The organism is Neomegalonema perideroedes DSM 15528 (assembly GCF_000374145.1).
GTDB lineage: Bacteria > Pseudomonadota > Alphaproteobacteria > Rhodobacterales > Rhodobacteraceae > Neomegalonema > Neomegalonema perideroedes.
In genome coordinates, this window is record NZ_KB893661.1 from 1 (window position 1) to 1,301 (window position 1,301).

Sequence of the window (1,301 nt, forward strand, 5' to 3'; positions counted from 1 at the left end):
AAGAATAATAAATGATCATGCAACAAATTCATTTATTTTACCCGGATCAAACCACACGGACACACCAAATATTGATCTATTTTATATATGCTTAAAAAAAACAACCGAAATATTAGAGCGCCTGAAAAATCAATATTGAAACTACTCATAAAAATGAGACTTTATAAGTCTTCCCAAGCTCTTGCATGAAAACCTCCATCGGCACCATGTATCCCAAACACTTCCGTGGAGTGAGGTTGATCGTCATCATCCATCTCGTCTAAATCCGTGCCCCCTGGCAGCCATCTGCGAATGAGACCGAGGCCGTTCGCATTCTCCACCCCACCCTTCTGCCATGGCGCGTAAGCGTCGCAGAAAAAGGCCCCTGCAGACAACAATCCCCGCAGAAGACCGTGCCAGGCGAAACAGGTGTCGTTGTCGAAGGTCACAGAACCCCGCATCCTCGCAGGAAGCCGCCGAAACATCCTCGTCAGAGCGAAAAATGTCTCACTGGCGCTCTGGCCGCTCAGACGGGTCAGAAGCGTCAGCCGAGTTTTCCTTTCATGCAGAACCAGAACAGGTCATCGGCGCTTACACAAAACCAGATCCCCCCCCCATGCCCAGCCTCCTGACGCCTCTCAGCTGCATCAGGGCGGGCGCAGATGGAGACCTTGCACGGAAGCCCCAGACCAGAGGCTTTCCGCCGTAGCAAACGACCGCCGCGCGGAAGAAAGCGCCGAAGTCGAGCCGCCTCTTCGCTCTGACGGCGAAGCCAACCGTAGATCGCTTTTGAGCTCAATCCACGAAGCTCCCCCTCTGATCCCAGCCGAAGGCGACCTGAGCTCTGCTCTGGCGTCCACCCTTCCGCCAAGCGATCCAGGACGTAAGCGCGGAGCTTCTCGTCGCGATCCAAAACGCAAGAACGCTGGCGGCAACGCAGATAAATGCGATCCGCAAGATCCGCACGATAGCCCTCCTGTTCAGGGCGGTTGCGCCGCAGTTCCAGAGAAATCGTCGAGACAGCTCGTTTCAGGCCCGGACGATTTCACGAACGCCAAAGCCGATCTCATGCAAGCACGCCAGAAGGCGGCGTTCGACAGATGAAAAGCAGGAGAATTCAGCCATGCCAAATCTGATTCTATAATTTACGCAGATGATTAGAATAAAAATATCGTTTCAGAGACTCGATGATGAAAGCGCTGCTGATTAAATGGCGCCAGATTTTTCTTTCAGTTAATAGTTAAAATATATAGAAATTTACTAATTAAAAATAAAACACCTAAATATAAAAATAAAAACCAAAATAAAACCACAGATAAAAT

At 50.0% G+C, this 1,301-nt stretch carries 1 protein-coding gene; it reads right to left on the minus strand.

Annotation, left to right across the window (positions count from 1 at the left end):
* Positions 1-161: 161 nt before the first annotated feature.
* The gene (locus B161_RS20315; protein ID WP_407635465.1) at positions 162-554 is read right to left on the minus strand and encodes an IS30 family transposase; all 393 of its coding nucleotides are present in this window, start codon (positions 552-554) and stop codon (positions 162-164) included.
* Between the last annotated feature and the right edge of the window lie 747 nt (positions 555-1,301).